This is a genomic window from Geobacillus sp. FSL W8-1251 (assembly GCF_038005945.1).
Taxonomy (GTDB): Bacteria; Bacillota; Bacilli; order Bacillales; family Anoxybacillaceae; genus Geobacillus; species Geobacillus stearothermophilus.
Genome location: NZ_JBBOUF010000001.1, coordinates 908,567 through 933,498 on the forward strand (window position 1 = coordinate 908,567; position 24,932 = coordinate 933,498).

General features: G+C 52.8%; 22 protein-coding genes and 1 other annotated feature. Of the genes, 6 read left to right on the plus strand and 16 right to left on the minus strand.

Annotated features, from left to right (window positions below):
- Positions 1-266 precede the first annotated feature (266 nt).
- On the plus strand, positions 267-449 hold the full coding sequence (locus NSS88_RS04680) for a hypothetical protein (protein ID WP_049626044.1): 183 nt from the start codon (positions 267-269) through the stop codon (positions 447-449).
- A gap of 87 nt (positions 450-536) precedes the next feature.
- Here the strand turns inward: NSS88_RS04680 and NSS88_RS04685 are convergent, their stop codons facing one another.
- Genes NSS88_RS04685 through opp3C form a run of 3 tightly spaced genes read right to left on the minus strand, consistent with a single transcriptional unit; the run spans position 537 to position 3,570 of the window.
- Positions 537-1,472: an ABC transporter ATP-binding protein gene (locus NSS88_RS04685; protein WP_033015644.1), complete on the minus strand. Its 936-nt coding sequence runs from the start codon at positions 1,470-1,472 to the stop codon at positions 537-539.
- Positions 1,465-2,526, minus strand: a complete 1,062-nt coding sequence (locus tag NSS88_RS04690) for an ABC transporter ATP-binding protein (RefSeq protein WP_049624938.1) — start codon at positions 2,524-2,526, stop codon at positions 1,465-1,467. The genes NSS88_RS04685 and NSS88_RS04690 overlap by 8 nt, the downstream gene beginning before the upstream one ends.
- Positions 2,527-2,547: 21 nt before the next feature.
- Positions 2,548-3,570 carry an oligopeptide ABC transporter permease gene (gene opp3C, locus NSS88_RS04695; protein WP_049624937.1) on the minus strand — a complete coding sequence of 341 codons (1,023 nt, stop codon included), beginning with the start codon at positions 3,568-3,570 and terminating at the stop codon, positions 2,548-2,550.
- A gap of 260 nt (positions 3,571-3,830) precedes the next feature.
- On the opposite strand from opp3C, the gene NSS88_RS04700 reads away from it, so the two are divergent.
- On the plus strand, positions 3,831-5,267 hold the full coding sequence (locus NSS88_RS04700; protein WP_341082940.1) for a DDE-type integrase/transposase/recombinase: 1,437 nt from the start codon (positions 3,831-3,833) through the stop codon (positions 5,265-5,267).
- Positions 5,268-5,509: 242 nt separating this feature from the next.
- Here the strand turns inward: NSS88_RS04700 and opp3b are convergent, their stop codons facing one another.
- Both opp3b and NSS88_RS04710 read right to left on the minus strand, forming a co-directional pair.
- Complete coding sequence (opp3b, locus tag NSS88_RS04705; protein ID WP_049626098.1) at positions 5,510-6,442, minus strand: oligopeptide ABC transporter permease; 933 nt, start codon at positions 6,440-6,442, stop codon at positions 5,510-5,512.
- A gap of 127 nt (positions 6,443-6,569) precedes the next feature.
- Positions 6,570-8,222, minus strand: a complete 1,653-nt coding sequence (locus tag NSS88_RS04710; protein WP_049624936.1) for a peptide ABC transporter substrate-binding protein — start codon at positions 8,220-8,222, stop codon at positions 6,570-6,572.
- 434 nt (positions 8,223-8,656) lie between these two features.
- Here NSS88_RS04710 and NSS88_RS04715 point away from each other — a divergent pair, with 434 nt between their 5' ends.
- Both NSS88_RS04715 and trpS read left to right on the plus strand, forming a co-directional pair.
- Complete coding sequence (locus NSS88_RS04715; protein WP_049624935.1) at positions 8,657-9,031, plus strand: DUF3899 domain-containing protein; 375 nt, start codon at positions 8,657-8,659, stop codon at positions 9,029-9,031.
- Between the two features lie 50 nt (positions 9,032-9,081).
- Positions 9,082-9,315, plus strand: a binding site (T-box leader).
- Positions 9,316-9,365: 50 nt separating this feature from the next.
- A complete protein-coding gene (gene trpS / locus NSS88_RS04720; protein ID WP_033015631.1) occupies positions 9,366-10,352 on the plus strand; it encodes a tryptophan--tRNA ligase in 987 nt (328 codons plus the stop codon).
- A 61-nt stretch (positions 10,353-10,413) separates the two neighbouring features.
- On the opposite strand, the gene NSS88_RS04725 is transcribed toward trpS, so the two are convergent.
- The 5 genes from NSS88_RS04725 to NSS88_RS04745 form a co-directional block, all read right to left on the minus strand.
- The gene (locus tag NSS88_RS04725; RefSeq protein ID WP_049624649.1) at positions 10,414-11,154 is read right to left on the minus strand and encodes a YjbA family protein; all 741 of its coding nucleotides are present in this window, start codon (positions 11,152-11,154) and stop codon (positions 10,414-10,416) included.
- An 85-nt stretch (positions 11,155-11,239) separates the two neighbouring features.
- Positions 11,240-11,446, minus strand: a complete 207-nt coding sequence (locus NSS88_RS04730) for a hypothetical protein (RefSeq protein ID WP_033015628.1) — start codon at positions 11,444-11,446, stop codon at positions 11,240-11,242.
- Between the two features lie 136 nt (positions 11,447-11,582).
- The gene (locus NSS88_RS04735; RefSeq protein ID WP_049624650.1) at positions 11,583-12,386 is read right to left on the minus strand and encodes a DUF2268 domain-containing protein; all 804 of its coding nucleotides are present in this window, start codon (positions 12,384-12,386) and stop codon (positions 11,583-11,585) included.
- 144 nt (positions 12,387-12,530) lie between these two features.
- Positions 12,531-13,769, minus strand: coding sequence for a beta-ketoacyl-ACP synthase II (gene fabF / locus NSS88_RS04740; RefSeq protein ID WP_049624651.1), 1,239 nt, complete (start codon positions 13,767-13,769; stop codon positions 12,531-12,533).
- A 43-nt stretch (positions 13,770-13,812) separates the two neighbouring features.
- Positions 13,813-14,745 (minus strand): beta-ketoacyl-ACP synthase III, encoded by a 933-nt coding sequence (locus NSS88_RS04745; protein ID WP_049624652.1) that lies wholly within the window; start codon positions 14,743-14,745, stop codon positions 13,813-13,815.
- Positions 14,746-15,003: 258 nt separating this feature from the next.
- Between NSS88_RS04745 and NSS88_RS04750 the strand changes: the two genes are divergently transcribed.
- Positions 15,004-15,255 (plus strand): hypothetical protein, encoded by a 252-nt coding sequence (locus NSS88_RS04750; RefSeq protein WP_033015622.1) that lies wholly within the window; start codon positions 15,004-15,006, stop codon positions 15,253-15,255.
- A 165-nt stretch (positions 15,256-15,420) separates the two neighbouring features.
- On the opposite strand, the gene NSS88_RS04755 is transcribed toward NSS88_RS04750, so the two are convergent.
- Positions 15,421-16,161 carry an alpha/beta hydrolase gene (locus tag NSS88_RS04755; protein WP_049624653.1) on the minus strand — a complete coding sequence of 247 codons (741 nt, stop codon included), beginning with the start codon at positions 16,159-16,161 and terminating at the stop codon, positions 15,421-15,423.
- Positions 16,162-16,294: 133 nt separating this feature from the next.
- Between NSS88_RS04755 and NSS88_RS04760 the strand changes: the two genes are divergently transcribed.
- Entirely contained in the window at positions 16,295-16,483 is a 189-nt protein-coding gene (locus NSS88_RS04760; protein WP_049626102.1) for a YjzD family protein, read from the plus strand.
- Between the two features lie 262 nt (positions 16,484-16,745).
- Here NSS88_RS04760 and clpB read toward each other — a convergent pair whose 3' ends face one another.
- The 5 genes from clpB to NSS88_RS04785 all read right to left on the minus strand — a co-directional run bounded on the left by clpB (position 16,746) and on the right by NSS88_RS04785 (position 24,926).
- Positions 16,746-19,334, minus strand: a complete 2,589-nt coding sequence (gene clpB, locus NSS88_RS04765; protein ID WP_049626103.1) for an ATP-dependent chaperone ClpB — start codon at positions 19,332-19,334, stop codon at positions 16,746-16,748.
- Between the two features lie 107 nt (positions 19,335-19,441).
- Entirely contained in the window at positions 19,442-19,621 is a 180-nt protein-coding gene (locus NSS88_RS04770) for a YjzC family protein (protein ID WP_011230299.1), read from the minus strand.
- A gap of 184 nt (positions 19,622-19,805) precedes the next feature.
- Positions 19,806-20,744 (minus strand): ornithine carbamoyltransferase, encoded by a 939-nt coding sequence (gene argF, locus NSS88_RS04775; RefSeq protein ID WP_341083317.1) that lies wholly within the window; start codon positions 20,742-20,744, stop codon positions 19,806-19,808.
- Complete coding sequence (locus tag NSS88_RS04780) at positions 20,741-23,869, minus strand: carbamoyl phosphate synthase large subunit (protein WP_339240234.1); 3,129 nt, start codon at positions 23,867-23,869, stop codon at positions 20,741-20,743. Before NSS88_RS04780 ends, argF begins: the two co-directional genes overlap by 4 nt.
- On the minus strand, positions 23,862-24,926 hold the full coding sequence (locus tag NSS88_RS04785; RefSeq protein ID WP_339240232.1) for a carbamoyl phosphate synthase small subunit: 1,065 nt from the start codon (positions 24,924-24,926) through the stop codon (positions 23,862-23,864). The genes NSS88_RS04780 and NSS88_RS04785 overlap by 8 nt, the downstream gene beginning before the upstream one ends.
- Positions 24,927-24,932: the final 6 nt, after the last annotated feature.

The window sequence follows — 24,932 nt, forward strand, 5'->3', positions numbered from 1 at the left end:
CTTCCCTCGTCCGTCAGACGACAGACGTGCACCGCTATGCCGGTTTGACGTCTGACAGCATAGCGACACGGCCTGGACGCCAGTCTGGCGATCAGCCGCTTTGCCAATCGTTTGCAAATTGAAATGACTTCAACATAATATATTATACAATACATCGGCCAAGAAAGATATAGTTTTTCGATGATAAATGCAATTTTCTTTCCTCTTCCAAAGTGAAGGCAAATCCTCTACAATCAAAGTAGAAAAGGAAAAGGGAGGAAGAACCGATGGCCGGCTATTTCATCGACTTTGCCATTGCTTCGGCATTGATCGTCGTCCTCACCGCATTGATGGGGAATATCAGCAACACGATCGGAGAGCGGTTGTTCGGCCGAAACAAAAGTGGAAAGCATGTCGAGGCCTCCCGCCGCATCCAACAAGGATGGAAAGTCGTCGGGGGAAAAAAATAACGCGCCAAAACAGGCGCATAGGTGGGCGCCGCTCTTTCACCGTTCGCATCATGCAGCGGTGAAAGAGCGGCGCTTTTTTCGATTCGGCTAGGCATACATCGCCCGATACCGCTTATACTCTTCCTCCGAACAAAGCACAAAATGGCCAGGCGTAATTTCGCGGAATTCAAGTTCCTCTCCATCTTTGTAGCCATGTTGCGCCGGATCGTAAACGATCCGCTTGCGCGTCCGCTCCGTTTCCGGATCAGGAAGCGGAATGGCCGACAAGAGCGCCTTCGTGTATGGGTGGATCGGATTGCGGTACAGCTCTTCCGATTCAGCGAGCTCGACCATTTTCCCGAAATACATCACGCCGATCCGGTCGCTGATGTATTTGACCATCGACAAGTCATGGGCAATAAACAAGTACGTCAACCCTTTTTCACGCTGCAGGCGCTTCAGCAAGTTGACGACTTGCGCCTGAATGGAAACGTCCAGCGCCGAGATCGGCTCATCGGCGATGATGAATTCCGGTTCGACGGCGAGCGCCCGGGCGATGCCGATCCGCTGGCGTTGCCCGCCGGAAAACTCATGCGGATAGCGGCTCGCATGCTCGCGGTTCAACCCGACCGTCTCAAGCAGCTCATAGACGCGCTGCATCCGCTCCTCTTTCGTTTTCGCCAATCCGTGGATGTCAATACCCTCAGCGATAATGTCGGCGACCGTCATCCGCGGATTCAACGACGCATACGGATCTTGGAAAATCATTTGCATTTTTCGGTTTAACTCTTTCAGCTCTTTTTTTGATTTTTTGCCGTGTACGTTAACGCCGTTAAACAGTACTTCTCCGTCTGTCGCCTCATACAGCCGAATGATCGTCCGCCCCGTTGTCGACTTGCCGCAGCCCGACTCGCCGACAAGGCCGAACGTTTCTCCTTTATAAATGTCAAACGTGACGCCGTCGACCGCTTTCACCACCTCGCCGCGGCCGGCCGGGAAGTATTGTTTTAAGTTTTTCACTTCAAGCAGCTTTTGCTTAGCCACGCGGCTTCCCTCCTTTCCGGGCGACGATGTCAGCAAACCGTTTCATCCGTTCGCGCACGATCGCCGGCGGTTCCACTTTCGGTGCCTTTTCATGCAACAGCCATGTCGCCGCATAGTGCGTATCAGACACTTGGAACATCGGCGGCTCGAGCTCATAGTCGATTTTGAGCGCATACGGATTGCGCGGCGCAAACGCATCGCCTTTTGGCGGATTTAACAAATCCGGCGGCGAGCCCGGGATCGAATACAGCTCCGTATCTTTATGATCAAGGCTCGGCATCGAGGCGAGCAATCCCCAGGTGTACGGATGTTTCGGATTGTAAAAAATTTCATCCACCGTGCCGATCTCCACGATTTTCCCGGCATACATCACCGCCACTCGGTCGGCCATGTTGGCGACAACCCCTAAATCATGGGTGATGAAAATAATCGACATGCCGAGCTTTTTCTGAATGTCTTTCATCAACTCCAAAATTTGCGCCTGAATCGTCACATCCAGCGCGGTCGTCGGTTCATCAGCGATCAAAATTTTCGGATTGCACGCCAAGGCGATGGCGATGACAACACGCTGGCGCATTCCGCCGGAAAATTGGTGCGGGTATTGCTTCATGCGCAGCTCGGCGTTTTTAATGCCGACCAGCTGCAATAGTTCAATCGCCCGTTTGCGCGCTTCCTCTTTCGACAGCTTTTGATGTTTTAAAATTGCTTCCATAATTTGCTTTCCGATCGTCATCGTCGGGTTGAGCGACGTCATCGGATCTTGGAAAATCATTGAAATTTTCGCCCCGCGGATCGATTGCATGTCTTTCTCCGACAGCTTGGTCAAGTCTTTTCCTTCAAATAAAATTTCCCCTTGCTTGATTCGGCTCGGCGGCGTCGGCAACAGGCGCATCAACGCTTTTGAAGTCACTGATTTCCCAGACCCTGACTCGCCGACGATCGCCAGCGTTTCTCCCTTATACAAGTCGAACGTGACGCCGCGAACCGCCTGCACTTCACCGGCGTGGATGTCAAAGGAAATATGCAAATCGTTCACCTGCAAAATTTTCTCCATCGGTTTCACCCCTTCCGTCGGTTATTTGCGCATTTTCGGGTCGAGTGCATCGCGAATTCCGTCTGCCACCAAGTTGAAGCTTAAAATGAGCAAGCTGATGACAACGGCCGGAATAATCATTAAATGCGGATATGTTTGGATCGATTTGTATCCGTCATTGACAAGCGAGCCAAGCGACGCTTCCGGCGGACGGATGCCAAGGCCGATAAAGCTCAAAAACGCCTCAGTGAAGATGGCCGATGGAATCGTGAACATCGTCGTAATAATGATCGGGCCGATGACGTTCGGGATCAAATGTTTGAAAATAATCCGTGATGTCGGCGCTCCGAGCGTCCTTGCCGCCAGCACGTATTCCATGTTCTTTAATTTCAACACTTGTCCGCGCACGATCCGCGCCATCGTCGTCCAACCGGTAATGACCATCGCCAGCGTGATGGAAATGATTCCAGGCTCAAAAATCAAAATGAACAAAATGACCATAATTAAATACGGGATGCCGTTTAAAATTTCGATGATCCGCTGCATCACATTGTCGACGCGGCCGCCATAGTAGCCGGAAATGCCGCCGTACGCAATCCCGATCAATAAGTCGATCAACGCCGCCAGCAAACCAATGTAAAGGGAGATACGCGTGCCATACCACGTCCTCACCCACAAGTCGCGTCCTAAGTCATCCGTGCCAAACCAATAGTACTCTTTCACGCCGCGCTGTTTATACACATCAACGCCGCTCGCATCCCGGCCGTCAAACGGAAGCCAATGAATATGTTCAAGCACCGGGATTTTCGGTGGAAGTTTCGCATGCCGCAAGTTTTGATCTTTATACGTCCGGTCGCTCGCCATCGGGGCGATGATCGCCATGAGCGCCAAGATGATAATCATCACGAGCCCGACGATCGCTGCCTTGTTTTCCCGAAGGCGAAGCCAAGCATCCTGCCAAAACGTCAAGCTTGGACGATTGATTTTTTCCTGCTCACCAACGTTCGGCGGGGCGGGCTGAAACCATTCCGGTGACAGTTGTTCGTATTGTTGTTTCGCCATCATTTTTTCCCTCCCGCTAACCGGATGGTATTGTCAAAAGTGTATCCTCCACACTCACGGTTTTCCCTTGAGTTTCAACGGTTGAACGAAAAAAAGCTTGCCACCCCCGTTGTTTTCGGGGTATTGTCAAAAGTGTATCCTCCACACTCACGGTTTTCCCTTGAGTTTCAACGGTTGAACGAAAAAAAGCTTGCCACCCCCGTTGTTTTCGGCCATCATTGAGGTAACGACACCCAACAGCCAAAACAAAGGAGTGACAAGCTTTGTTACCTCAATTATTAGCCTATTTGCTCGAAATAATCAAGACCCAATATCAAATCATTGTGTATTTGATGGGTGTGATCGTGGGAAAATCCTTGAATCTCGAGGACTTGGACGAACCCATCCAAAAGCCGTACCGGAAACTTCAGGTCGATGACCTTCCGATCATCGATGTGCCGGAAACCCTTGATTACCGGAAGCTGTTGGCAGACTATGAAGCCCAGCACGGACGTCCTTTACGGCCCATCCAGCGCCGCGCGAATGCGAAACACCGTGTTCCGGATTCGTTGACCTGCCCTCGCTGCCAGGCTCCCTCTTCTTACCTGTACGCCAATAACGGCGGAAAAGGGCAATACCAATGCAAAGTGTGCCAGTGCCGGTTCAACCACCGAAATCGGTTCACCAAGCAAGCGGTCTTTCGCTGCCCGCACTGCAAAAAGACGCTGGAAAAGATCAAGGAACGCAAAGAATACCACATCTATAAGTGCAAGAACAACGATTGCCCGTTTTACCAGGCCAACCTTCGCCGGATGACCAAGAAGGAGCGCCAACAGTTTCAACAGGATCCTCAAGCCTTCAAGGTGCGGTATTTGTTTCGAGAGTTCTTGTTTGACTTTCTCCCGTTGGCTTCCTCGTCGCCCATCCAACCGAAGGTCGATTTGTCCCGGCTGGCTGCGTCGCCGCACGTGTTGGGGCTCGTGTTGACGTACTACGTCAACTTTGGGATGTCCTCGAGGGAGACCGCCGCCGCCATGAAGGACATCCATGGCGTCTCGATCTCCCATCAGACGGTGCTCAACTACGCCAACAGCGTCGCGCTTTGGATCAAGCCCTTTGTCGACCGGTTCCCGTATGAGCTGTCCGGTTCGTTTTGCGGGGACGAGACGTATATTCGCGTCAAAGGGCGCTGGCATTACCTGTTCTTTATGTTTGATGCCGTCAAAAAGATCGTGCTGTCGTATCGCGTCTCGCCCAAGCGGGACACGCTCTCGGCCATCCAGGCCATCGATGATGTCCTGCGAAAGCTGCCGTCCCTCCCAGACGACTTGTCGTTTGTCGTGGATGGCAACCCGATTTACCGGCTGGCGCAACACTTCTTCGCCCAGCACGGGATTTCGTTTGACGTCCGCCAGGTGATCGGCCTAACCAACGAAGATCCGGTCTCGGAAGAGTTTCGCCCTCTCAAACAGATCATCGAGCGATTCAACCGGACCTTTAAAGGCAACTACCGCCCGACCCATGGGTTTGGTGCGGAAGAAGGCTCGGTGTCCTTTGTGACGCTGTTTGTGGCGTATTTCAACTTCCTGCGCCCGCATAGCGCACTCGAAGGCCGGGTCCCGGTCGTCATCCCGGAACTGGCGGATCTTCCGCATATGCCGGCCCGGTGGACGAAGCTCATCGCCATGGCACAAGCGTTTCTCCAACAAGAGACGGCCTGACTTTTTTGTCCGCCGGAGCCCGTTGAACAGAACTCCTGCCGGATTCGGCGAAGCGAACCCTTGACCAACCGAACACCGCCAAAGGTAAAATTCGGTCATGGCAAGGGCGGCTTTCCTATTGCCTTCTTTTTGTCCCCGTCGCCCTTGACGACTCTTTCCCACCTTTGGCGGGTGTTGGTCAAGGGCGAATCCGGCCCTCCGCATGCCCCACGATGCTCAATGGGATGATCTGTGTGGAGTTTTCATAGAACTTTTGACGCTACCAACCGGATGCGTGGGTCGACAACCCCGTACAACACATCAACGATGAATACTGCCAAAATCAACAAGGCGGAATAAAACAACGTCGTTCCCATAATAACCGGGTAATCGTTCAGTTCAATCGAACGGACAAACTGTTCCCCAAGACCAGGGACAGCAAACAGTTTCTCAATGACAAGCGTTCCCGTCATTAAATTGACGGTCATCGGTCCTAAAATGGTAATGACGGGGATAAGCGAGTTGCGGATGGCGTGCTTGATGATAACCCCCGCCTGGCTGATCCCTTTCGCCCGAGCCGTCAAAATGTAGTCAGAGCTTAACACTTCCAGCATTTCTGTGCGCATAAAACGGGCGATGCTAGCGATGACCCCGACAGACAGCGCCAATGTCGGGAGAATCGTATATTTGAAGCCTTCCCAAAAAGCGACCGGAAGCCATTGCAGTTTCACAGCGATAAAATATTGCAAAAACCCCCCTAACACAAACGACGGAATCGAGGCGCCCAACACCGCAATGACCGTAGCGGTGTAATCTTCCCAATGATTATGTCGAATCGCCGCGACAATTCCGAGAATCAACCCAACGATCGTCCCAAACACAATCGCCTGAAACCCGAGCTGGGCCGACGGGCCGATTCGATCGCTGATGAGCTCTGTCACGGGGCGGTTGTCATATTGGAACGATACCCCCAAGTCTCCTTTCAACAAATTCCCTAAATATTGAATGTATTGAACCGGCACGGGCTTATCCAATCCGTACTCTTTTAAAATAAGCGCCTTCTGTTCCGGCGTTAATTTCTCTTGGTTCTGAAGCGGCGAACCAGGCAACAGCTTCATTAAAAAGAACGTCAACGTCGCAATGATAAACAACGTGATAATCATATAAACGAACCGCTGAAGCGTATACCGCGCCATGACCGCACCTCCTCTGCTTTTCTATAATCTTCGTTGTTTTTCGACATTTTTCGCCTTGGCAGGCAAAAGGAGAGTATATGCCTAGGCATATACTCTCCTCCTCATTTTCATTCAAGAGAACAACGGATTACTCGACATACGCCCATTTCAAGCTGTAGTCGGCGCCGAATGTATGCGTGACGAAGTCTTTGACATACTCGCGTTGCAAATAGGCAGCGCCGCGTTGGTACAGCGGAGCGATCGGCATTCCTTCAAAGACGATTTTTTCTGCTTTCAGCATCGCATCCCAACGAGCTTGCTGATCGTTGGCAAGCGTCGTTTGCGCGTCTTTGATCAGCTTGTCGTATTCAGCGTTCGACCAACCCGTTTTGTTGTGCGGGCTTGTCGACGTCCAAAGCTGCAGGAACGTCATCGGGTCTTGATAGTCCGGACCCCAGGCGGAGAACGACAAATCATATTGCATGTTGCTTTCGAGCTTCAGTTTTTGCGCGAACGGCTGCTGTTTAATGTTGACCGTCAAGCCCGGCAAGTTTTGCTCAAGCTGCGCTTTGACGTACTCGCCGATTTTCTTCGCGTTGTCGGTGTCATAGTTCAGCAATTCAAGCGTAAATTTGTCTTTGCCCAGCTCTTTTTTCGCTTGCTCCCACAATTTTTTCGCTTCATCCGGATTGTAATTGACCAAATCGCCATTCACATCGCGGAAGTCTTTGCCATCCGGACCGGTGACGAAGTCTTTCGGAACGGTGAACTTCGCCGGAATCGAACCGTTGTTCAAGAGCGTATCGACCATCGCTTGCGTGTCGATGGCCATCGCAATCGCTTTGCGGGCGTTGACGTTGTTCAACGGTTCTTTTTTCGTGTTCATGCGCAGCCAATAGAGCGACGGATCCAATTTCGTATGGAAGTTTTTGTCGTTTTTGTACTTATCCACGAACTCCGCCGTCAAGCCGACGCGGTCCGCTTGTTTTGTTTCATACAAGTTGACGGCTGTCGCCGTGTCTTTCACGACTTTCACATTGACTTTTTCCAGCTTGACGTTGTCTTTGTCCCAGTAGTTCGGGTTTTTCGTATATACCCAACCTTGTTCGTGCTTCCACTCGCTCAACACGAACGGGCCGTTGTACAATGTTGTATTCGCCTCCAATCCATATTTGTCGCCTTGAGCTTTGACAAATTTTTCGTTTTGCGGCATAAACGTGCCAAACGCTGTCAAGCCGACGAAATACGGAACTGGGTTTTTCAGCTCGACTTTAAGGGTGTAGTCATCAAGGGCTTTGACGCCGACTTGGTCAAGCGGCACCTTGCCTGTGTTGGCTTCTTCCGCGTTTTTAATGTCGTACATGATGTACGCATATTCCGATTTCGTCTTCGGATCAAGCACGCGCTTCCAGGCGAATTCGAAATCGTGCGCCGTCACCGGATCGCCGTTGGACCATTTCGCATCTTTGCGAAGCTTGAATGTATACGTTTTGCCGTCTTGGCTCACTTCATAGCTTTCCGCGATCCCTGGCACCGGCTTGTTGTCTTTGCCTAAACGGTACAGACCTTCCATGACGTTGTTCAACACGATAAACGATACTTGGTCGGTAGCGAGCGCCGAGTCAAGCGACGGGATCTCTTGGCTTTCAAGCAAGTTCAGCACCTGCTCCTTTTTCTCCGCCGGCTTTTCGCCGCCCTGGCCGCCTTGAGCGTTGTTGTTGTCCTTGCCTCCGCCACACGCCGCGAGGAACGTTGACAGCGCGAGAAGCAGGACGAGGAAGAAAGAAAATCGCTTCTTCACTAAAAACCCCCCTTAGGTTTATGTAGTGTATTACAAATCTTCTGAACCGTTTGATTTCAGAAGATTGTACTTACATCGCTTATTATATCCTGTGATAGTATATTTGAAAAGGATTTTTTATTTCCTTAAAATAAAAAAATTCAAACTACTTACAAACGGGAGAGGATCGGATTGCATTTACACCTGCATTGTAACGACTTTTGCCACCATTGTAAACAAAAAAGTAAACAAAAAATTTCTGCCTACAGAAAAAAGAAAACGCTTACAATATGATTTTTTTTGCCCTTCCTTTCAGCTTCGAAGCAAATCTCTCCTGAACTTCCAGGTTATTCTATATTTTTCAATATAATTTTGTTAATAATTTTGACAATCTTCCCGCCCACATGATTTATGATAAAATAAGCAGTGAGAAGGGAAAGGCGGGAACAGACGATATGAAACAAACGGCTGTGCGGACTGGATGGCTCGTCGTTGCGATGCTGGCGGCAAGCGCACTCATCGTAATAGGGCAAGGAGCATGGAGTACGGTGGCCTTTATTAACGTTTCGTTTTTGCTCTCCCTTTTGCCTCTGTCGCTCGGCGGGCTTTTGTTTGTTTATGAACGCGGGTTTTTCAACGGATTCGCATACGGGTTTCGCCGATTGCGCAGAAGCAGCGCGAGGGTGGAGCGGTATCTTGAGGAAGCGGCAGCAGAACATGAATCGGATGAGCTGCTCGGTCCGCGGCGTTTCGCCATCACGTATCCGCTTCTCTTTTCTGGTCTGCTTCTGTTTTTGGCGATGATTGCCGCCGGATATGCCGTGCAATAAGGTTGCAACAGCTGAATGTTTTCCGTATAATATAAGGCAAATCTAGGATCAGCCGAGCGATGAGAAAGAAGAGTACATATTGGCGATGCCTTCAGAGAGCTTGTGGAAGGTGCGAACAAGCGGCTAGCCATATGGAATGGGCTTTCGAGCTTCCCGCCGAACCGGCGACGCAGTAGGCGAGGACGTTCCCCGCGTTACAGGGGGCCATGCGCAAAGCATGGGCTGAGCGATTGCGCTTTTCCGCGCAATAAGTAGGGTGGCACCGCGGTCCTACCGTCCCTATCAGAGGGCTGGCAGGGCCTTTTTTATTTTTGGCTTGAGGGAGTGAAGATCGATGAAAACCATTTTTTCCGGCATTCAGCCAAGCGGCGTCATCACCATTGGCAACTATATTGGGGCGCTGCGGCAGTTTGTCGAGCTGCAGCATGAATACAACTGCTATTTTTGCATCGTTGACCAACACGCCATTACCGTTTGGCAAGACCCACACGAACTGCGGCAAAACATCCGCCGCCTCGCCGCTTTGTATTTGGCCGTCGGCATCGACCCGACGCAAGCGACGTTGTTCATCCAGTCAGAAGTGCCGGCGCACGCTCAAGCCGCTTGGATGCTGCAGTGCATCGTTTATATCGGTGAACTTGAGCGGATGACGCAATTTAAAGAAAAATCGGCCGGCAAAGAGGCGGTCAGCGCCGGGCTGCTCACGTACCCGCCGCTGATGGCCGCTGACATTTTGCTTTATAACACCGACATCGTCCCGGTCGGCGAAGACCAAAAGCAGCATATCGAATTGACGCGGGATCTGGCCGAGCGCTTCAACAAACGGTATGGCGAGCTGTTCACGATCCCTGAGGCGCGCATTCCGAAAGTCGGCGCCCGCATCATGTCGCTTGTCGACCCGACGAAAAAAATGAGCAAATCCGACCCCAACCCGAAAGCGTACATCACACTGCTTGACGATGCGAAAACGATCGAGAAGAAGATCAAAAGCGCGGTCACCGACTCGGAAGGAACGATTCGCTACGACAAAGAAGCGAAGCCAGGCATTTCGAACTTGCTCAATATTTATTCGACCCTATCCGGTCAATCGATCGAGGAGTTGGAGCGGCAATACGAAGGAAAAGGATACGGCGTCTTCAAAGCAGACCTCGCTCAAGTCGTCATCGAAACGCTTCGACCGATTCAAGAGCGGTATCACCATTGGATGGAAAGCGAGGAGCTTGACCGCGTGTTGGATGAAGGGGCGGAAAAAGCAAATCGGGTTGCATCGGAAATGGTGCGCAAAATGGAGCAAGCCATGGGGCTCGGGCGGCGGCGGTAAATAGCCGCATCCAGCGAAGCCATACAAAAACGGGCAGGCGCCTATCGCCTTGGCCCGTTTTTTAATTGACTTTTGGTTCTTGCTCCATTTCCCACAGTTTTTCGAAAAATGGCTGCCCTTTGATCAAGTTTTCGCACAGCTGCTCATGCCGTTCGGACCACCCGTATTTCGTCTCGTTATACAATTGTTCCCACGCTTCATCAAAAGACATTTTTTGAATAGCGGCGTATTTTTCCGGCGCCCATTCCGTATACCAATAGCGCATCTGGGCAGTATTTTTTGTCGAATAAAGCTGGTCAAGCGCCATAAACAACAGCTGTTTCAACTGCCGCTCTTTGCGCGTGAGTCCGCACATCAGTTCCGGAGCCGGCGATAAAATGTGGTATTCTTTTTCATACCTCGGCAGCGGATAGTCCCGTTCCTCCGCTTCGGCCGCCACTTCGTAGACGAGTTGTTCCTGACGCGGAATGAGACGGCTTTTGCGAATCGGGATTTGATAACCGATTGTATCGACAGCCAAAACGCCGGCGCCGTCCGTGACAACGAAACAATAGTCCAGCTGAATGCGTTCATGGTTTTTGCGGACATACGCCTTCTGATGTACATCGTCTAGCAGCGGTTTTGGAAGATCGGACAAGCTGTTTTCAATGTAATGAAACAGGGCCGGGGATACTTTTAACAGCGGCACTTGGTCGAGCAGCTCGATTTGATCGTCCTTGCGCCATTCATGGAAATGACAGACGTTGTATCCGTTCTCTTCTCCTTCAAACCAGTTGACCCAAATGTCGTGCAGATAAAGCATGCGAGACCCCTCACTTCCAGACGTGTTTGTCCATCAGTATAGGCAGAGGGTGGGAATTTTATTCCATTTCGTCCTCTTTTCCCCTCTAGGGGCTGCGGCTTGGAAACGTCAAGCTCCCCCACATCAAAAGAAGGCCAATAGGGAATAAATAACATTCCACCCTTGTCGAAATATAAGATAAGTATTCGTAAAAACCACGCTCTGGAGTGATGATGTTCAAATAGGCGATCACCATCATGCCGCCGACGACTGAAAAACCGAAACCGACCAAATAAAAAAACAGGCGGACCACCGGGCTTTCCCTTCCTTCTTGTCCACGTCCTTGTTCTACATATATGTCGGCGCCATGGACAACATGCCTGTTTGCGCCCGATGCCCCTAAGATTCTTGTGATAACCGGACAGCGGCGTCCGCCATGCGGTTTCGAGCTAAGACGCTCCTTGCTGTTTGCCTGAAAAGCCCGCCAACTCCGCGATGTCTTTCGCTTCCATCTTCATCAATTGGGCGAGCGAATAGCCTCTTTCTAGGCAACGACGGATGATGGCATACCCAACGGCATAGCCCCCCATTTTCGGATGCCATCCAAGCCCGTACAAAATGCGGGAAGTATGCGGATGCGAAACGGGCAAATGTTGGTTCGGGACAATATAACGCCGCCAAAACCGTTCCATCTCCCGATCGGTGTAATACTTCGTCCATCCCGCACACTGCTTGACGCCGACTGTCTCGGTGACGGCATGCTCCGCCAATCCTTCCATCACGACGGCATCCAGCAACGTCGCATCTTCGCCTTCGTTCGGCAACTGCTTGAGACGGCATACATGGTTGTATTCATGCGCCACCAACGCGGCGATCTCCTCGTCGCCATGATCCGGCAGCAAGAAGAAAAACAATTTATCAGCAAACGCCACCCCGCCTTTTCCTTGGAATTCGCGCACAAGCTTCCAGTTTTCGTCATCGGCCGGCAGCAAACATACCGGAACGTCTGGCCCCTTCCATATCCCCCGTTGCCGTTCATACAAACGGCCAAGACGTTCCCAAAGACGGCGCTCTTTCATCTCCGGCAAAAGCCGCTCGGCCTGTCGAGTGCTTCGGTACATGCCATACAGCCGTAAATAGCTGTAAATCTCACGCGCCGACGCTCCTTTAAAAAACGAACTCAACCTCCCGCACAACAGGAGCGGGTCCCCCTCATCCTCTTCCAGCCATCGATCGGTTGGAAGCAATCCCATCGCTTTTCCCTCCTTTTCTCTTACGTTATGTCGGCAGGGAAAAGACGGTGAAACAAAACAAAAAAGAGAGCCTGACGCTGAACCGAACCCGCCGTTAGTCACGCGTTTTCAGCTCTGCTCAACCAAGGCTCTCCTTTTCATCCATTACACATATTTTTTAAAAATCAATGTCGCATTATGGCCGCCAAATCCAAATGAGTTGCTTAAGACCACACGCACGTCTTGCTTGCGCGCTTCATTCGGCACATAGTCGAGGTCGCATTCCGGATCCGGTGTTTCGTAGTTGATCGTCGGCGGAATGATGCCGTCGCGGATCGCCAGCACGGAGAAAATCGCTTCCACCGCGCCGGTCGCCCCGAGCAAATGCCCAGTCATCGACTTCGTCGAGCTGACGGCGAGCTTATAGGCATGATCGCCGAATACTTCTTTGATCGCCTCCGTCTCATACTTATCATTGTACTCGGTGCTCGTGCCGTGGGCGTTGATGTAATCAATGTCCTCCGGCTTCAAGCCGGCGTCTTGAAGCGCCTGGCGCATCGCCCGCACGCCGCCTTCGCCGCCCGGCGCCGGCGCGGTGATATGGTACGCATCGGCGGTCGCGCCGTAACCGACAATTTCGGCGTAAATCTTCGCGCCGCGGCGCAGCGCGTGCTCCAATTCCTCCAAAACAACGATTCCTGCTCCCTCACCCATGACGAAACCGTCGCGGTTTTTGTCAAATGGGCGGCTCGCCGTTTTTGGATCTGGATTGGTTGAGAGAGCCGTATTGGCGCAAAAACCGGCGAACGACATTTTCGTAATCGGCGCTTCCGTTCCCCCCGCGATCATCACATCCGCATCGCCGCGCTGAATGACCCGAAACGCATCACCGATCGAGTTCGCCCCGGTCGCGCAAGCGGTGACCGTGCACGAATTGATCCCTTTCGCTCCAAGGATGATCGATACTTGCCCAGCGGCCATATCCGGGATCATCATTGGCACGAAAAACGGGCTCACTCGGCGATAACCGCGCTGCTGGAAAATTTCAAACTGCTGTTCAAACGTCTCCATACCGCCGATGCCAGAACCAATCCAAACACCGACCCGTTCAGCGTTGCTTTCATGAATGTTGAGATTGGCATCTTTGACCGCCATAAGCGCCGCAGCGACGGCGAATTGGGTAAATCGGTCCATCTTCCGCGCCTCGCGGCGGTCGATAAACAGCGACGGATCGAAGTCTTTCACTTCCGCCGCCACTTTTGCCGGAAAGTCGTCCGGATTGACGCGGGTGACAATGTCGATGCCGGACTGGCCGGCGATGATGTTTTTCCACGTCGTTTCTGCGTCATTCCCAAGCGGGGTGACGGCGCCTATGCCTGTCACGACGACTCGTCTTTTTTCCATCGTTTCCGTCTCTCCTTTTTTTATTTCGATAATATCCGTGCCGTTAACGGCCCCAGCGCAAGGCGATCGCGCCCCACGTCAGCCCGCCGCCGAATCCGACCATAATGATGAGATCATCGTCACTGATTTTACCCGCTTCCAGCTCTTCTACAAGCGAAATCGGAATAGATGCGGCCGACGTGTTGCCATATCGGCGGATCGTCGTCGATATTTTCTCTTCCGGCAGCTCGAGCCGCTGTCTGGCCGCTTCGACGATGCGAATGTTCGCTTGATGAGGAATGAGAAAGTCGACATCGTCTTTCGTGAGCCCGGCTTTTTCAAGCACACGCACGCTTGATTCTCCCATTTGCCGGACGGCGAACTTGAATACTTCACGGCCGTTCATGACGATATATTCGTCTTTGTATAAATGTTTTCCTCCTGTTCCGTCAGCTCCCAACTCAAAAGATAAAATCCCGCGCCCGGGCGACACCGGACCCATGACGACCGCTCCGGCGCCATCGCCGAACAGCACCGCCGTGTTGCGGTCGGTCCAATCGGTGATTTTCGATAGTTTGTCTGCCCCCACTACTAATATATACTTGTAGGTGCCTGTGTCAATAAATTGGGCGGCCGTGACCATCCCGTACATAACCCCCGCGCAGGCAGCGCTAATATCAAGCGCAGCGGCGTTGACGGCGCCAAGCCGCTCTTGCAGCATGCAAGCGACCGACGGAAACGGACGGTCCGGGGTGACGGTGGCAACTAAAATGAGATCAATATCCTTCGCCTCAATGCCAGCGTCTTGAAGCGCCCTTTCTGCGGCAAAATACGCCATATGGGACGTATCGATGTCATCCGGAGCGATGCGGCGCTCCTCGATCCCGGTGCGCGTCCGGATCCATTCATCCGATGTATCCATCATTTTTTCCAAATCAAAGTTGGTCAACACTTTTTCCGGCACATAGCGGCCGACCCCGATAATTCCTGCTCCCATATCATTCATCTCCTTTTTCTTTCCCAAAATGGCAAAAAAACGCTCACGCTGACAACCAAACTTGAATGTACAATCAGTCTACATTACCAATTATTATTACTTGGTACTAATTTTAGCCGAAAGAGCGTGGATGCGCAATAAAAAACGAAAGTTGAACCAGCGTTTTCCGTTCCCCTAAGGCATTTGTCCAAACCGCTTTTTCCTTTCTGCCATACAATACAAATACGAGCGACCATCGCATGAAAGGGAGGATCGCCCATGGCCAACGGCGAAGCACAAGAACAACATCGCGAACGGCAAGACCATTTTTCCCGCCTAATGTTCGGATCTTTTCCTTCTCGCACAACCGGCGAGCGCGAAGATCAAGGGAGCGAGGCAGAACCGCCTTTACTGCCGAACATCGATTTCATGAAGCTGTTTGAAAACGTCAATACGCTAGCCGACTCATTGCAACAATTAAAACCGCTCGTGAAAAAGATCACCTCGCTCGTCGACTTATTGAAAAAATAGCAGAGGCTGATCCAAAAAAGCGGTAATACCCCTATCTGAGGCAACATGGAAAAATAGACCACCTTGAAAACCCGGTACAACCACGGGGGTCAGAGGTGGTCTTTTCAATACTTGGGTGAAATTTCATCAAAAAGGAGCTTTTGAGTCAGCTCCTGCCCTTGTCGTTTACGGGAGTTCATTGTATTGGCAGAAAAATTGCCCGATTTGCCGAGCCAGTTGGCGCCGTTTCTCCGGCAGCTCGTAAACGACGCGCACCCGGTTGTTTGTCGTTTTCATCCATTGTTCATATTTACGGCTATGCAAGGCGGATGGATACGGGCTCACTCCGGCCAGCTGCCAAATCGTCACCGGAACGTCATGAGGACTGAGAAAGAGGGACGGAACAGCCTCGGGCACCTCCTCTTCTTTCAAGCCATAGGCAGTCGCGATTTCCCTCACCATCCGCCGGTACACGAATGGATGTTCCTGTTCATAGTCAAGCTGGGCGCGTACGTCAAGGCAAGGGTTGATCATGGCGACGGCGCGGATTTGACTTGGCATGGCGCCAAGCAGTTGCAAAGCAACGAGCGCGCCCATTCCTTCGGCAACGATATAGATGCGCTGGTTCACAATTTCGCTTTTCAACACCGAGTAAATGAGCTGGCGCGCCAGCCGGACCGCTTTCGGACTCCCCCAATGCCAGCCGTACAAATGGGACGAAAAGACCGTATACCCACGTTCCAACCAATCTTCCAGCCATTGGCGCCGCCCCGGATGCTCGAGCCAAAAACTCGTCTGTTCGTTCACAAAATGGTCGCCGTCGCCTATTAAAAAAAGGGCAAACCCATTTGGGCGCTCCGGCACGTGAACGATGCACCCTTGCTCATCGAGTTGAAAAAACCGCCGTTGTCCTGCCATCGTTTCCATTCACCCTTGTTTGGCAATGCATAATGGTACAGTATACGATATGCGCGGCCAAAAAAAACGTCCGGGTATATGCCTACGCGACAAATTGTGATAAGATAAGAAAAGGAATGACGAGAAGACGGGAGGAACAAAGATGCGCTTGTTTTGGACGTTTTTTTGGACGTTTTTGCTCGTGCAAATGGCGACGTACGTCATGGGCTCGATGCAAGGGACCGGCTATGATTTCGCAACCGGCGCCTTGCTCGGCGTGATCGTGACCGTTTTAGTCCTTGTCGTCGCCGCTTTGATTCCGGACGAGCCGGCTGGGGATCATCGCCATTGATCATTCTCCTCATAAGACAACGCCTTGGGTTGAAAGTCCCAAGGCGTTGTTTTTGTCATCGAGAAGCCCCATTCCAACACGTATATAGGCGTAAGTCGAGGAGGGATTCCATCTTGATGGGTGTAGGTTGGTGTTTTCTGCAGCCGGCCACGTGCCCCACAATGCTCAATGAGATGGGCTTTATGGGGGCATAAAAACGTTTGACGCTGCCAGCAAGAAGCGCGTCTCTTCCCCCGGCTATCCCCCGCCTCTTCGACTCGTTTCACGCTGACGGGCGAATGACAAGCCGGCCGTTTTCGGCATCGACCGTGACGGTGCTGTAATCTTTCACCCGCCCAGCGATCAGCTCTTTCGCAAGCGGCGTTTCGATTTGCTTTTGCATAAACCGTTTGAGCGGGCGGGCGCCGTATACTGGGTCGAAGCCCGCTTCGGCGATGTATTGCTTCGCCGCTTCGGTCAGCACGAGTTCGATATGCCGATCGGCCAAACGGGCCGACAGCTCGCGGGCGAACTTTTCGACGATGCCTTTCACTTCATTCATCGACAATGGCTTAAACAAGACGATATCGTCGATCCGGTTTAAAAATTCTGGGCGGAAATGGGCGCGCAGTTGGTCAAACACTTGTTTGCGCGTTTCTTCATCGATGTCGCCCTGTTTGTTTTCCAACAACAGCGGCGATCCGATGTTCGATGTCATAATGACGACCGTGTTTTTAAAGTCGACCGTCCGCCCTTGCGAATCGGTGAGCCGTCCGTCATCGAGCAGCTGCAACAGGATGTTGAACACGTCCGGATGAGCTTTTTCGATTTCATCGAACAACAGAACGGAATACGGCTTGCGCCGCACCGCCTCGGTCAGCTGGCCGCCTTCCTCATAGCCGACATAGCCGGGCGGCGCTCCGATCAAGCGGGAGACGGCGTGTTTTTCCATATACTCGGACATGTCAAGACGGATGAGCTGCTCCTCACTGTCAAACAGCGCCTCGGCGAGCGCTTTGGCCAGTTCCGTTTTGCCGACGCCGGTCGGTCCAAGGAACAAAAACGATCCGATCGGGCGGTTCGGGTCTTTCATGCCGGCCCGCGCCCGCAAGATGGCGTCGGCGACAAGCTCGACCGCTTCGTCTTGACCGATGACCCGTCTATGCAGCAATTCATGAAGGCGAAGCAGCTTTTCCCTCTCTCCCTCGACGAGGCGGGTGAGCGGAATGCCAGTCCAGCGTGACACGATTTCGGCAATCTCTTCTTCCGTCACTTCCTCGCGCAGCAATTTCCCTTCACTTTGCTCACTGATTTCTTGCTCGAGCTGTTTGAGTTGCTTTTCCAACTGCGGAATGCGGCCATGGCGAAGCTCCGCCGCCTTGTTTAAATCATACTCGTTTTCCGCCTCTTCCAGTTCGCGTTTTGCCCGCTCGAGCGCCTCGCGCAAACGGCGGACGCGGTCAAGCGCCTCTTTTTCTTTTTGCCATTGCGCTTTCATGGCGTTCGCCTTTTCACGCAAATCGGCAAGTTCTTTTTGCAATGCCGCCAGCCGATCGCGGCTCGCTTCATCCGTTTCTTTGCTTAAGGCCGCCTCTTCAATTTCCAGCTGCATGACGCGGCGCATCACTTCGTCCAACTCCGACGGCATCGATTCCATTTCCGTCCGGATCGTCGCGCACGCTTCATCGACCAAATCGATCGCTTTGTCAGGCAAAAAGCGGTCAGAGATGTAACGGTCGGACAAAACGGCGGCCGCGACGAGCGCCCGGTCGTGAATTTTCACTCCATGGTGCACTTCATACCGTTCTTTCAATCCGCGCAAAATCGAAATCGTGTCCTCGACACTCGGCTCTTGGACAAGCACTTGTTGGAAGCGGCGCTCGAGCGCCGGGTCTTTTTCGATGTATTGCCGGTACTCATCAAGCGTCGTCGCCCCGATGCAGCGCAACTCGCCGCGGGCAAGCATTGGCTTTAACATATTGCCGGCGTCGATCGCCCCTTCGGCCCGGCCGGCGCCGACGATCGTGTGCAGCTCGTCGATAAACAAGATGATGCGGCCCTCGCTTTTTTTAATTTCGTTCAATACAGCCCTCAGCCGCTCTTCAAACTCACCGCGAAACTTCGCTCCGGCGACGAGCGCGCTCATGTCAAGAGCGAAAATCGTTTTGTCTTTCAACCCGTCCGGGACGTCTTTGCGCACGATGCGCTGGGCGAGCCCCTCGACAATAGCGGTCTTCCCAACGCCCGGCTCACCGATCAGCACCGGATTGTTTTTCGTCTTCCGCGACAAAATGCGGATGACGCGGCGAATTTCGCTGTCGCGGCCGATGACCGGGTCGATTTTTCCCGCCTTCGCTTCGGCGACAAGATCGCGCCCGTATTTGGTCAACGCTTCATAGGTTGCTTCCGGATGTGGACTCGTCACGCGTTGATTCCCCCTTACCTTTCTCACGGCTTCTACCAGTGCTTGCTCTGTCAAGCCAAACGATGCCAGTTGCTGGGCAACCGGCTCGGCGCCATGAGACAGCGCGAGCAGCACATGTTCGACCGATATGTACTCATCTTGCATTCGTTTCGCTTCGTTTTCCGCCCCCTCAAGCAGCCGCGCCAAGGCAGGCGCAACGTACATCTGTCCCTCTCCCGCTCCGTGCACTTCCGGCTTTTGGCGAATCCGGTCTTGCAGCCAGCGGATCGCCTGAGCGCGGTCGGCGCCGCAAAGGGCAAACAGCCGCGGCGCCAAGCCATCTTCTTGCTCGAGGAGCGCCAGCAGAAGATGTTCAACATCAAGCTGTTGATGATGCCGCTCTTTGGCGAGCGACTGCGCCGCCATGAGCGCCTCTTGCAGTTTTTCTGTCAAACGGCTTACGTCCATGCCGTCCCCTCCATTTGACCTTCTTTGACTATAAATCATTATAGCGGATCGCAAAGCGCACGGCAAATGAAAAGCCACTCCATGCTTGGAATGGCTTTTGTTCTGCTTCACGGTTTGCGCAAATACGTCCAATGCCGGTTATGGTTCGACGTTTCTGGAAACGTATCGCCGGCTTTCAGTTTCAGCTTTTTCGGGTGCTTTACATTGTCTCCCGTTTCGCCGATTTCAATATACACGCCGTTGTTCGGCGCTTTATCGCCTGGTTTGAAATGGCGCGGTTGGCCCATTTGTTTCATCCCCCTTGCTTCGATTGCATTTGTTATCATGCCCGGTTTCATCGCTGTTCATAAGAAGGAAAATGATGGAGGATCGCAAACGGAACGCCAAGCTGTTCACAACGAAAAGGAGCTCTCCCCTCGAAATCCTTTTCAAAGTGAAAAAGGAACTCCCGAAACGGGAATTCCCCCTTTGCTATAAAACGGACAACAAAATCGCTTTTTGCGCATGAAGCCGGTTGCCGGCCTGCTCAAAGACGACCGAGTTCGGACCTTCCATGACGCCGGCCGTCACTTCTTCGCCGCGGTGGGCCGGCAGACAATGCAAAAAGAGATAATCCGGTTTTGCCGCTTTGACGAGCTCTTCGTTGACTTGATACGGCTGAAACACTTGCAGCCGCTCAGCACTTTCGCTTTCTTGGCCCATGCTCGTCCAGACATCCGTATAAATCGCATCCGCCCCCGCCACCGCCACAAGCGGGTCGTGCGTCACCGTGACGGCGGCGCCTGTCTGTTCACCGATCCGGCACGCCGCCTCGACATATTCTTTCTTTGGCTCATAGCCCGGTGGACAGGCGATGGCGACATCCATGCCGACTTTCGCCGCGGCCACAAGCAAGGCGTTGGCGACGTTGTTCCCGTCGCCGACATAGGCGAGCTTGACGCCTTGGAACGTTTTCTTCACTTCATAAATCGTCAGCAAATCCGCCAACGCCTGGCACGGATGATCGTCGTCCGTCAGGCCGTTGATGACCGGAACGGACGCATATTCGGCCAACTCCTCGACTTTTTGATGGGCAAATGTGCGAATCATAATGACATCGACGTATTGCGACAAGACGCGGGCCGTATCGGCGATCGTTTCGCCGCGGCCAAGCTGCAAATGGTTTCCGTTTAAATACATCGCCTGGCCGCCAAGCTGAATCATGCCGACTTCAAACGACACGCGCGTGCGCGTTGACGGCTTTTCAAAAATCATCGCCATTGTTTTCCCGGAAAGCGGCGTATACGATACACCGGCTTTTTGTTTCGCTTTTAAATCAGCTGCTAACGCCAGCAAGTCCAAAATTTCTTCTGTCGTGAAATCAAGAAGCGTTAAAAAATCTCTCCCTTTTAATGACATCACTGCATTCATGCGATCACCGCCTGTTCTGCCTGTTTTTTCTTTTCCAACCAGCCATGGATCGGCTGCACGTCAAGATGATCGACATCGAGCGCCTGCAAGAAGAGCTTCAATGTCTCACGTTCCGTGAAGACGAGCAATTGTCGGGACAACGCAGTCATTCGTTTGTTCGCTTCGCCTTCCTCTTTGCCCAAGTCGATCACCGCGAGCGCCGTGTCGCGCTTCACCCAATCGGCAAACGGGACATCAGCGACGATGGTCAGCTGTTTTGCCGTCATCTCCGCCTCCAGCTCGGCATCGATGTTGCCAATGACATAGACCTCGTTCGCGTTCGCTTTCTTTTGCAAATACGGATAAAACGCTTTATACGCCGCTTCCTCCTTCGTTGCGGCGATGCTGATGCCTTCGCCGGTCGATTTCATCTCTGGCCCAACCACCGGGTCAACCCCCGGCAGCTTATGGGTCGAAAAGACCGGATACTTTAACACGGCGTACGGCATGACCGCCAATGCGCGAGCTTTTTCGTCAACGATGTCGACAAGTGATTTCCCAAGCAATAACTTTGTCGCAATTTGCGCCAATGGCACGCCGGTCGTTTTGCTGACGATCGGCACCGTCCGGCTCGCGCGCGGGTTCACTTCCAGAACATATACATTGCCGTCCGCAATGACATATTGAATGTTCATAATTCCTTTAAAGCCGAGTTTTTTCGCAATCCGGCCCGCATAGTCGATGATTTTCGCTTTTTCTTCACCTGTGAGCGTCTGCGCCGGCAGCCAAGCATAGCTGTCACCGGAGTGGACGCCGGCTTTTTCGACGTGTTCAATGATGACCGGCAGCACGATGTCTGTTCCATCCGTCACGATGTCCGCTTCTGCCTCTTTCCCGTCCAAATACGCATCAATCAAAATCGGATAGGTCAACTCGCCTTGCTCGATCAAAGCAGCGAGCTGCGCCTCGCTATGGACGATAAACATGCCGCAGCCTCCGATGACATACGACGGACGAAGCAGCACCGGGTAGCCGATCTCAGCCGCTTTGGCGGCGAGCTCCTCGGCATTGTTCGCCACCAAGCCCGGTACGTGCGGGATGTCAAGTTCCTCAAGCAACTGGTAAAAACGATCGCGGTCCTCGAGCTGGTCAATCATATCGTACGTGACGCCAAGCAGCGGCACACCTGCTTCTTCGAGTCCTTTGACCAAATTGATCGCCGTCTGACCGCCAAATTGAACGATGACATGCTTGATTTGTTCCGCTTCGATAACATCGAGGACGCTCTCAAGCGTCAGCGGTTCAAAGTACAGACGGTCGGCGACGGCAAAGTCGGTGCTCACCGTTTCCGGATTGTTGTTGATCATCACCGTTTCATAGCCCTCTTTTTGCAAGGCGAACACGCTATGAACGGAGCTGTAGTCAAACTCAATGCCTTGGCCGATGCGGATCGGTCCGGCTCCAATGATCAGCACTTTCTCTTTGCCGCTCGGTTGTTTTCGCTCGTCTTCGCCGAAATAAGTCGAGTAGTAATAATCCGTTTCTGAATGAAATTCGGCCGCGCACGTGTCGACCATTTTGTATGACGGCACGATGCCAAGTTCCTTCCGCTTGTTGCGCACGTCAAGCTCCGTCACGCCCCACGTTTCAGCTAAAAAGGCGTCGCTACATCCTTTTTCTTTCAAGAAACGGAACGTTTGCTCCTCAATCGTATCCAACGTTGCAGCCGCTGCCTGTTTTTCAAGGGCGACAAGCCGCTCGAACGAGCAAAGGAAAAAGCGGTCGATTTTCGTCCATTTGTGAATGGCTTCAACCGCCACCCCGCGGCGGAGCAGTTCCAAAATCGCGAAAAAGCGGCGGTCGTCTTTGTCGACAAGCAGCTGTTTCAGCTCATCATTCGTTTTCACCGAAAGCTCCGGCAACAACAGTCCGTTGTTTTTGCCTTCGAGCGACTGCACCGCTTTTTGAAACGCCCGCTCCATGTTACGGTCGATCGCCATCACTTCCCCGGTCGCCTTCATTTGCGTGCCGAGCTTCCGATCCGCGTGCGGAAACTTGTCAAACGGCAAGCGCGGAAACTTGACGACGACATAATCCAAGGCCGGTTCAAAGCTGGCGTACGTCGTTTTCGTCACCGGATTGACGAGTTCCGCGAGCGTATAGCCGACCGCCAGCTTCGCCGCAATGCGGGCGATCGGGTAGCCGGTCGCTTTCGAGGCGAGCGCTGACGAGCGGCTGACGCGCGGGTTGACTTCGATTAAGTAATATTGTTTGCTGTTCGGGTCAAGGGCGAACTGAATGTTGCAGCCGCCGATGATCCCTAATGCGGAAATGATCTTCACCGCCGACGAACGGAGCATTTGGTACTCCTCATCGGTCAACGTCTGCGACGGTGCGACGACGATCGAATCGCCCGTGTGGATGCCGACTGGATCGACGTTTTCCATATTGCAAACGGTAATGCACGTATTCGATTGGTCGCGCATCACTTCATATTCAATTTCCTTAAATCCGGCGACGCTCCGTTCGATCAAACATTGATGAATCGGGCTTTCGTTCAATCCTTTTTCCACGAGCGCGAGAAACTGCTCCATGTTTTCGGCAATGCCGCCGCCCGTCCCGCCGAGCGTATATGCAGGACGAATAATGATCGGAAAACCGATTTGTTCGGCGAACGCGACCGCTTCCTCGACGCTTGTAACAATTTCGCTTTCCGGCACCGGTTCGCCAAGCTCGTGCATCAACGCGCGGAACGCTTCGCGGTCCTCCCCGCGCTTAATCGCTTCAATCGGTGTTCCGAGCAGTCTCACCCCATACTTTTCAAGCACGCCGGCTTCATGCAGCTGAAACGCCAAGTTGAGCCCTGTCTGGCCCCCGAATGTGGCGAGCAGCCCGTCCGGGCGTTCTTTGGCAATAATCGCTTCGACCGCCTCAACGGTGAGCGGTTCAAAATACACGGCATCGGCATGGACATCATCGGTCATGATCGTCGCCGGATTGTTGTTCACTAAAATAACGCGGTATCCTTCTTCCTTTAAGGCGATGCACGCCTGTGTGCCGGAATAATCAAACTCAGCAGCCTGGCCGATGACGATCGGCCCCGACCCGATCAGGAGAATCGATTGAAGCGAAGAATCTTTAGGCATAGACGTTCTCTCCCTTGAACACGGTTTGCAAAAATTCGTCGAAAATATAGCCGGTATCGTGCGGCCCGGGATGCGCCTCCGGATGGTATTGCACGGACAAAATCGGTTTATGGCGATGGACGATGCCCTCGACCGAACCGTCGTTGACGTTGATGAAACGAATGTCAAACGGTTTGCCCACCAAACTGCCTTCTTTGACGACATAACTATGGTTTTGCGATGTCATCATCACGTTTTGTTTCACCGCGTCCCACACCGGTTGATTGGCGCCGCGATGCCCGAAACGGAGTTTTTCCGTATCCGCCCCGTACGCCAAGGCAACGAGCTGATGGCCAAGGCAAATCGCAAGCGTCGGATACCGGTCGATCAGCTGACGGATAGCGGGAAGCTGATGGCGTAACTGTTTCGGATCGCCTGGGCCGTTCGAGAGGACAAGCCCGTCCGGTTTCAGCGCGTCAATCGCTTCCGGCGCCGTATCATGCGGCACAACCGTCACCCGGCAACCGCGCGCAAGAAGCGACTGCAAAATCGATTTTTTATAGCCGAAATCGACGAGCACCAAATGCGGGCCGCCTTCGCCGTATGTTTCGATCGTTCTCGTTGACACCGCGCGCACGGGAAATACTGCTTCCACGCCTCCAACGGCTGAAATCGGCGACAAACTTAATTCCGCCATCATCGTTCCAGCGGTGCGGATTTCTTTCACAAGGGCGCGCGTGTCCATGTGCGTGAGAAGCGGAATGTTCCAATGCTGCAAGTATTCCGCCAGACTGTATTTCGCCCCGTAATGAAACCCTTCTCGGCTCGCTTCGTAGACGACGACCGCTTCGACGTGCGGCCGCTTGCTTTCAAAATCGTTTTCGTTGATGCCGTAATTGCCGATGAGCGGGTACGTAAAAACGATGATTTGGTTTTTATACGACGGGTCGGTCAACACTTCTTGATACCCGGTCATGCCGGTGAAAAAAACGATCTCCCCGCTCACCTTTTCTTCAAGCGGAGCGGCGAGCTCCCCGCTGAACGTTTTTCCGCTCGCCACATGCAAATACGCTTTCATTGGCGC